The 7,663-nt window shown below is 70.7% G+C and carries 7 protein-coding genes and 1 tRNA gene; 5 read left to right on the forward strand and 3 right to left on the reverse strand.

Annotated elements, in window-relative coordinates; translation table 11 throughout:
• Positions 1 to 255: 255 nt before the first annotated feature.
• Positions 256 to 1,461 (forward strand): hypothetical protein, encoded by a 1,206-nt coding sequence (locus IG54_RS0136730; protein WP_234336481.1) that lies wholly within the window; start codon positions 256 to 258, stop codon positions 1,459 to 1,461.
• 63 nt (positions 1,462 to 1,524) lie between these two features.
• Here IG54_RS0136730 and IG54_RS0136735 read toward each other — a convergent pair whose 3' ends face one another.
• Both IG54_RS0136735 and IG54_RS0136740 read right to left on the reverse strand, forming a co-directional pair.
• Positions 1,525 to 2,895, reverse strand: a complete 1,371-nt coding sequence (locus IG54_RS0136735) for a serine/threonine-protein kinase (protein WP_030795366.1) — start codon at positions 2,893 to 2,895, stop codon at positions 1,525 to 1,527.
• A gap of 59 nt (positions 2,896 to 2,954) precedes the next feature.
• Positions 2,955 to 3,503 carry a helix-turn-helix domain-containing protein gene (locus IG54_RS0136740; protein ID WP_030795367.1) on the reverse strand — a complete coding sequence of 183 codons (549 nt, stop codon included), beginning with the start codon at positions 3,501 to 3,503 and terminating at the stop codon, positions 2,955 to 2,957.
• A gap of 181 nt (positions 3,504 to 3,684) precedes the next feature.
• On the opposite strand from IG54_RS0136740, the gene IG54_RS0136745 reads away from it, so the two are divergent.
• The 3 genes from IG54_RS0136745 to IG54_RS0136760 all read left to right on the forward strand — a co-directional run bounded on the left by IG54_RS0136745 (position 3,685) and on the right by IG54_RS0136760 (position 6,222).
• Positions 3,685 to 3,757 (forward strand) — tRNA-Ala (locus IG54_RS0136745).
• Positions 3,758 to 4,852: 1,095 nt separating this feature from the next.
• Entirely contained in the window at positions 4,853 to 5,260 is a 408-nt protein-coding gene (locus tag IG54_RS0136755; RefSeq protein ID WP_158709009.1) for a hypothetical protein, read from the forward strand.
• Entirely contained in the window at positions 5,257 to 6,222 is a 966-nt protein-coding gene (locus IG54_RS0136760) for a Crp/Fnr family transcriptional regulator (RefSeq protein WP_030795372.1), read from the forward strand. The genes IG54_RS0136755 and IG54_RS0136760 overlap by 4 nt, the downstream gene beginning before the upstream one ends.
• Before the next feature lie 52 nt (positions 6,223 to 6,274).
• On the opposite strand, the gene IG54_RS0136765 is transcribed toward IG54_RS0136760, so the two are convergent.
• Positions 6,275 to 6,763 (reverse strand): winged helix-turn-helix transcriptional regulator, encoded by a 489-nt coding sequence (locus tag IG54_RS0136765; RefSeq protein WP_078594970.1) that lies wholly within the window; start codon positions 6,761 to 6,763, stop codon positions 6,275 to 6,277.
• A gap of 88 nt (positions 6,764 to 6,851) precedes the next feature.
• Here IG54_RS0136765 and IG54_RS0136770 point away from each other — a divergent pair, with 88 nt between their 5' ends.
• The gene (locus IG54_RS0136770) at positions 6,852 to 7,553 is read left to right on the forward strand and encodes an SDR family oxidoreductase (RefSeq protein ID WP_030795378.1); all 702 of its coding nucleotides are present in this window, start codon (positions 6,852 to 6,854) and stop codon (positions 7,551 to 7,553) included.
• Positions 7,554 to 7,663 lie beyond the last annotated feature (110 nt).

The raw sequence follows: 7,663 nt of genomic DNA on the forward strand, positions 1-7,663 counted from the left end.
GGGCTGGGGCGGCGGCTTGGCGGGGGCTGGGGCGTGGCGATCCGCGCGGTGGCGTGCACCGTGGCATGCGCTGTGGCGTGTACGGCGGGGGTGTTGCCGGGGCAGGCCTGGGCCGCGGGGGCGCCCGCTCCGTACGGCTTCGCCGAGGGCGCCGAGACGGTCGACGGCGCGACGAGCAGCGCCGAAGGGCGTCGGCTCAGTGCCGGGAAGGTCTATAAAAGCTCCCTCCCGCGCGCGGGCCGGCGTTTCTACCGCGTGGAGCTGAGGGCCGAGGAGAGCGCGTACGTCGCGGTGACCGCGGTCCCCGCGTTGGGCAGCAGGGTGTCCTACGCCGATGGAGTCGAGGTCTCCGTACAGGACGCGGACGGCAACAGCTGTAGCCCCAGGGAGTCGCAGGAGGCGAGGTTCGGCGCCTCGGAGAGCCCGCGGCCGATCACGGCCACGGCGGCGCGCAGGGTCGGCCCCGACGAGAAGAGCTGCGAGGGGACAGGCACGTACTACGTACTCGTCGAGCGGATGAGCGCCCCGGAGTCCTCCCGTACGAGCTGGGACCTGGAGCTTCGGGTCGCGTCGGAACCCGCGTTGCGCGAAAAGGGGGCGACGACGCCGCCGGGTTCCTGGAACTCCGCGACCCCCGTGGCGCCGACCGGCGAGCGCAAGGTCCGCGAGGGCGGTACGAGCTTCAACGGGGCGCGGGCGCTGGGGAAGGGCGTCTGGGGGGACAGCATCGAGCCCGGCGGGACGCTCTTCTACCGGGTGCCGGTCGACTGGGGACAGCGGCTCTCCGTCACCGCGGAGCTGGGCAGCCTGAGCAGCGGGGGCGAGGCCGCCGGTGGCGGTGGTGAGCGGGGCGGCGTGGGGCGGGGGGCCGGGCGCGGGACGGGGTACGTGGCGGCCGCGCTGGTCATGACGTTGAGCAACCCGGTACGCGCGGAGGTCGACGACACGGATACGGCGTACGACGGTCGGCAGAAGTCGGCGGTGCTGGACCCGGTGCCTCCGGTCGCGTACGAGAACCGGTTCGCCCCGGCGGACGCGGTGGCCGCGATGCGATTCGCCGGCTGGTACTACCTGACGGTCCACCTGAGCGCGGACGTCGCACGGAAGTTCGGCGCGGCCCCGCTGGACCTGACGCTCCGGGTGGACGTCGACGGGGCCGCGCGGCCGGGTCCGGCGTACGCGGGGTCGGCCGTGCCGGCCGAGGAATTCGGCGTCACGGAGCAGGACACGGAGGCCGCCCGGCGCGGGGAGACGGCTGCCGGGAGCGGCACGGGCGGGGGCGGCGACAGGGCGATGGCCGTCCTTGCCACCGGGGGGATCGGGACCGGGGTGGTGCTGCTGGGCGTCCTCGGCGGGTGGACGCTGGTCGCGCGGCGGCGGGCGGCGGGCGAGGGTGGTCCCGGGGGCGGCCCCGGGGGCGCCTCCGTGGGCGCGCAGTTCGGGCCGCCTCGGGGTTGGTGAGGGGCGGGGCTCCCGGATTTCCGGCTGTGAGAGATGCGGTCAGAGCGGCGGTGAGAGCTGCTGTCAGAGCTGTGTCAGCGCCCAGATCCCGACCGTGAGGCAGACCAGCGCGACGAACAGCATCGGGACCGCCACCTTGGCGGGCGGGCCGGGGCGCCTTCGCGCGGTGGGGGAGAACGGTGCGTAGGACTGGGAGGTTGCCTGGTCCGGGGGTGGGAGCTGGGCGGCCCAGTGGGTCGTGGCCTGATGGGTCGTGATCTGGTGCGGCGCGGGTGCGGGCGCGGGCGTATGTGCAGGCGCGGGCGTGTATGCCGGCTCGGGCGAGGGGGCCCGTAGAGGGGGCGGCGTGGGGGGAGTGGACGGGCGGGGTGGCCGCTGGGGAGGGGGGAGGCGGAAGCCGTCGGCCTCCGAGCCGAGGTGGCTGGCGGTCGGCGGGGTCGGCGCGGTCGGCGAGGGGAACTGGGCCGGGGCCGGGGCTGGGAAGGGCGTGGGGTGGTTCGGCTGTGGTGGGAGGGGGGAAGGGCGGGGCGCGGGCCCCGGGTGAGGCGCGGGGGTGAGGGGGCCGTCGGGGCCGAAACCCGTCGGCAGCGGCGCGAGTTGGTCGAAGATCTCGACGAGTTCGTCGTCCGGGCCGGGCTCGGGCAGCATCTCGGCGGCGCAGGCCAACGCCTTGCGCGCGCCCGTGGCGGTGCGAAAACGCGTCCGGGGGTCGGGCTGGAGCAAGGTGGCGATGACCTGCCAGAGCGGCTCCGGGATGCCGCGCGGGGCGCCGGGGGTGCCGTGCTCGGCGAAGTGCTCGATCAGCGCCTTGGCGTCAGGTTTGGCGCCCTCCAGGAGATACAGGGCGACCAGGCCGACGGCGAAGAGGTCGGCGGTGAAGTCGGGCTCGGCGCCCGTCATCTGCTCAGGAGCGAAGTAGCCGGGCGTCCCGACCACGTAGTCGGTCTCGGTGAGCCGGGGCTCTCCCTTGCGCATCGAGATCCCGAAGTCGGACAGGCGCAGATGCGGGCGCCCCGCGCCGGTGGCTTCGAGCAGGATGTTGGCCGGTTTGATGTCGCGGTGGACGACGCCCTCGGCGTGCACGGCCGCGAGACCGGAGAGGAGCTGGTCGAGGAGCGTACAGGCGAAGCGGAGCGGCAGCGGGCCGTAGTCCCCGATGACATGCGCCAGCGAGCCGCCGCCGACCAGATCCATGGTGAACAGGACCTTGTCGTCGTCGGCGGCCCAGCTGGCGGGCGCGAGGACATGGGGGTGGTCGATCCGCAGGGCCTGTTCCCGTACGAACCTCAACAGGGCGTGAGCGTCGCTCTGTTGCAGGACCTTGGCGGCCACGTACCGGTGGCGCCGGTGGTCCCAGGCGCGCCAGACCGCACCGACTCCCCCGTGCCCGATCGGGTCGACCAGCTCGTACCGGCCGGCGAAGACCTCACCCATGGTCGCGCTCCGCTCCCCTTCCGGGCCGCGCGGCGGCCCGGTCGACGGATCAGCCTGTGTCAGCTCTGGTGCGCCTCGTAGTGGGCGACCGCGTCCGCGGTGCGTCCGGCGCCGTACACCCGGAGGAACTCTGCCAGTTCCGGATGGGTGGGGGCGAGGGAGTCCGCGGCGTCGATGATGTCGCCCGCCGCCGCGACGGAGCGCAGCAGCGACTGGATCTCGCGCACCACGCGCTTGACCGTGGGGGCGCCCGAACTGGTCGTCGTCTGGGCGGTGTTCGTGAGGACGGAGCCGCCCTGGGACTTCTTGATCTCGTCCATGCGGTCGGTCGCCTCCGCGGCGCTCACACTGCCGTCGGCGACCTGGCCCGCCAGTTCCTGGAGGAGCTGGACCCGCTGGACGACCGCGGGGTTGCCGATCTTGGCACGCTGACCGCTCATCAGCTGGGACAGCATGGGCGCGGACAGGCCGAGGACTCCGGCGAGGCGTGCCTGGTTCAGGCCCAGATCATCGATGAGGCGACGGAAGAGCGCCCCCAGCGGCTCCCCGTACCAGTTCCGCTGGAGCTCTCGTGCTCTCGCGGTGGTGTCCTGCTGTGCGGCGTCCATTGCGTCTCCCCATCGCTTCCCCTAAGACCGCGGTTCGCTGCCGCGAACCACGTCGTGCATCTTACGGAGCGTGGTCGTGGACCGGGACCCCCAATCCTTTTGCGAGATCCGGGGGGAGACCCGGTACTCTGGTCTGCGACGCACGCCGGGAGGTGATTCTTCCGGTCCGGTGCATCATCTCGGGGCCTTAGCTCAGTTGGTAGAGCGCTGTCTTTGCATGGCAGATGTCAGGGGTTCGACTCCCCTAGGCTCCACAGCCCGAGAGCCCCCCTGACCTGCGGAAACGCGGGTCAGGGGGGCTCTTCGTGTTCCTCACGTCAGCACCCCGCGCCAGCCGCGGCCCGAGCTGCCCGGCGCCCCGAGCCCCGCGCCCCGGGCGATCCGTCACCCGTGCCGCTGCCCCCGCTGCCGGACTCCCCCTGTCGACTCCCGCTGCGGAACGCGTGCTGCCGAACTCAAGCTGTCGACGGAGCGTGGCCATATGCCCAAACCGGCATACGCGGCCATAAGGGACCTTATCGTGGCGTTTCGCCTGCGTTTTCGATTACTGGTGAGTACATTCTGATCGCGTCGGGTGATGAAGAGCGCGGCATCTTACAACCTGTAGCCGATTTCGCAATCTCGGAACAGGATGCCTTTGGTCCCGATTTCTCCATTTGTTTGCTCTGCATGAGGAGTCGTGATCGAAATCGGGGCGGAGGCTGTCGTTCAGGTGATCAACGGGAGGCGGGTCCGGGGTGCGGCTGCGGATTTCGTTGCCGGCCATCAGGTGTGAGCTGGGGAAATACGAAGGGCCCCGCCGCCGGCGGGGCCCTCGTGACGATGAACATCGGGCACCCGAAGGGGGCCAACCCTCCGGGCAAATGCCCGATGATGCTGAGCGAAGGCCAGTCCAGGGCCTGTGTCCAGCACTGGATATGTAACCGAACTTGGTGCCTCGTTATGCCTTATCCAGAGGGAATTTGGGGGCCGACGCGGCCAAAGCCCTACGGCTACGGGTTTCTTGACGCCCAAACAACCCGCTGAATCCCTGATAAGTGGCCGTTTAGTGGACTTGCCATGCTTCGCCTTTTGATCTTCAAATCCCTCTCGGGACGCCTTAGTTGGGCACGTTGTCGGTCTTAGGTACCCTCTGCGATTAACCGGTCGATGGAGCCTGTTAAGCGGGTGCCGAAGCCCGGCCATTGCAAGAAGAGCGATGAACAGTCCAGCGGCATCCGGCACCCGTGCCGGGCTCGTCCTCCCTCCGGCATCAGCCACCGGAGGGAAGCCGGGCAGCAGCCGCGATCCCTGCCCGTCCAGCACCGGGAGAACTGCTCGTGTCCGCCACGGCCCCATTGGTCGCCCTCTTGGCGATCTTTCTTATCGTCTTCGCGACGATCGCCTTCGTCGTCCACCGCTTCCAGTCCAAGCCCATCCGCGTCGCCGCCGTCGTCACCGCGATCGCCACCCTGGTCGGCGCGCTCGTCCCCGTCACGCGGATCCTGATGGAGCCCCCGCCCGAGCCCGAGGCCGACCTCGTCCGGCTCGTCGTCCTCGTGGCGATCTTCCTGATCGTGTTCGCGACGATCGCCTTCGCCGTCGACCGGCTCAAGTCGACGCCGGCCCGCGTGGTCGCCGTCATCGTCGGGATCGGCACGCTCGTCGGATCGATGGTGCCGATCACCAAGGTCCTCACCGAGCCCCCGACGCCGCCCGTGGCCGTGCACACCGTCGCCGGGCCGCTCCACACCGAGATCACCGCGGGGCTGCTGTGAGCGACAGCCGCACCAGGGGCGAGGAACCCGACAAGAGCATCACGGCCGGGCCGCGCGTCACCGTCGGCCCCAACCCGCCTGTCGGCTCCAACCCGCTTGCCGTCCCCAACCCGCCCGCCGTCCCCAGCTCGCCTACCGGCCCCGGCCCGTCCGTCGCCTACAGCTTTCCTGCCGTCCCCGGCCCGGCCGCCGTTCCCCGCCCGGCTCCGGTGTACGAGATGGCCGGCGCCGGCACCGTCGAGCCCCGCAGCGCGCGGGCGCTGCGCGTGTTGCAGTACTACTACCTACAGCAGGGCCTCAACCACGAGGTCGCCGACGAACTCGCCCGCTTCAGCATGCTGTACCGGCACCAGCGCTCCGCCGAGCCCGAGCCGCTGAACTCCCACCACATCGAGTTCGTACTGTTCGGCACCGTGCTGGTCAACGGGCGTATCTGGGGCGGGAACTACCTTCTGGGCAACCTCGACCTGTTCACCGATGTGCCGTCCGTCAACCGGCTCGAACAGGTCCAGTTCCTGTCCGCCACGCGCACCGTGCGCATCCCGCGCAAGGCCCTGCGCTCCGTCGCCGTACGCAATCTGTCGGTCGTCCGGATGATCCACCAGCGTCTGATGACCTACGTCCTGGAGTTCGAGGACCTCTACGGCACGGACGCCTGCAAGCCGATCCACCGCGTCGCCCGGCTCCTGTTCCACCTCATGTACCAGCAGGGGCTCGGCGCCAAGATCCTCTCCGGTGCCTTGGACCCCCACGTCGTGACCGGGCCCACCCAGCGCGACTTCGCCAACGCCCTCGGGCTCGGCGTCTCCACCGTGGAGAAGTCCCTCAAGGAACTGCGCGAGCACGAGATCCTCGCCGACACCTCCAACGGCCGGATGAACCGGACCTACCGCATCCTCGATCCCACCGAGCTGCGCGCGATCGGCCTGGGCGCGACCCTCCCGGGCACCGGGGGCGCGTAGGTGGCGTATCGGCCCTCCCGTTGATGCGGGAGGAGAGGGCGGACCAGCTTTGTTAGTCCGCCTGCCACGCCGGGTTCAGGCGGATCTCTATGGCGTCGGACGCCGTCTCCGGCACCGGCGCGGCCGTCACGCTCACTCTCGTGGCACGGCCGGTGGCGGCCTCGACGAACGAGAGGGGCGGGCGGCCCCCCTGGAGGTACTTGTCGCCCCACTGCATCAGTGACAGGAACACCGGCAGCAGATCCTCGCCGGACGCGGTCAGCCGGTACTCGTCGCGGGCCCGGCTGCCCGCCTCCTGATACGGGGTACGCGCGACGACCTCCGCGGACTCCAGCTGTTTGAGTGCCCGGGACACCGCGGGCGCGGAGGCCCCGATCCGCGCCACGAAGTCCTCGAACCTGGTGGTGCCGTAGAAGCATTCGCGGATGACCAGGAACACCGTCTTGGTGCTCAGCAGGCCGAGCACCCGCTCCGCCGAGCAGCCGTCACCGATCGACCAGGCATCCCGGTCACGCAGTCGCTCCTCGAACTCCATCGCCATCCCCCCATTGTAACTAACGCTTGCGTTACCCAGCGGAGCTGTGCTTTCTTTCTGGCTAACGACAACGTTACTCAGGTGGGAGGCTCTGATGGTGGCGGTAGCAGGCAAGGTGGCCGTGGTGACCGGCGGCCGGCGGGGGCTCGGCGCGGCGCTCGTGGACGAACTGCTGGCGCGCGGCGCCCGAAAGGTGTACTCCACCGCGCGCGCCGCGTACGTGGATGACCGCCCCGAGGTGGTCACCGCCCGGCTCGAGGTCCGCTCGGAGGAGTCGGTCGCCGAGTTCGCGCGGGGCGCCGCGGACGCCGAGATCGTGTTCAACAACGCGGGCGTTCTGCTCCCGGCCCCCTTGCTGACAGGGGAGCTGGCGGGCGTCGATGAGACGTTCGACGTCAACGTCTTCGGACCGTTGCGGGTCACACGGGCGTTCGCGCCGATCCTGGCCGCCAACGGCGGGGGCGCGTTCGTCCATATGCACTCCGTACTGTCCTGGCTGGCCGGCAGCGGTGCCTACGGGGCGTCGAAAGCCGCGGCGTGGTCGCTCACGAACTCGCTCCGACTCGAACTGGCCGCCCAGAACACGCAAGTGGTCGGCGTCCACGCGGGCTTCATCGACACCGACATGGTCGCCGCCATCGGGCGGCCGAAGGCCAAGCCCGCCGAGATCGCCGCGCGGATCGTCGACGGGCTTGAGGCCGGGGCGGCGGAAGTGCTCGCGGACGACGTCACCGGTCGGGTGAAAGCAGCGCTTTCCGGGCCCGTGGAACACCTCACCTTCTCAGCCGCGGGCTGACTCCCCGCCGCCTCGCAGTACCGCCGGAACCCAGCACCCCGGAACCCAGCACCCCGGAACCCAGCACCCCGGACCCCAGAACCCCCGGACCCCAGAACCCCCGGACCCCA

It is taken from the genome of Streptomyces sp. NRRL S-920, from assembly GCF_000717945.1.
GTDB lineage: Bacteria > Actinomycetota > Actinomycetes > Streptomycetales > Streptomycetaceae > Streptomyces > Streptomyces alboniger.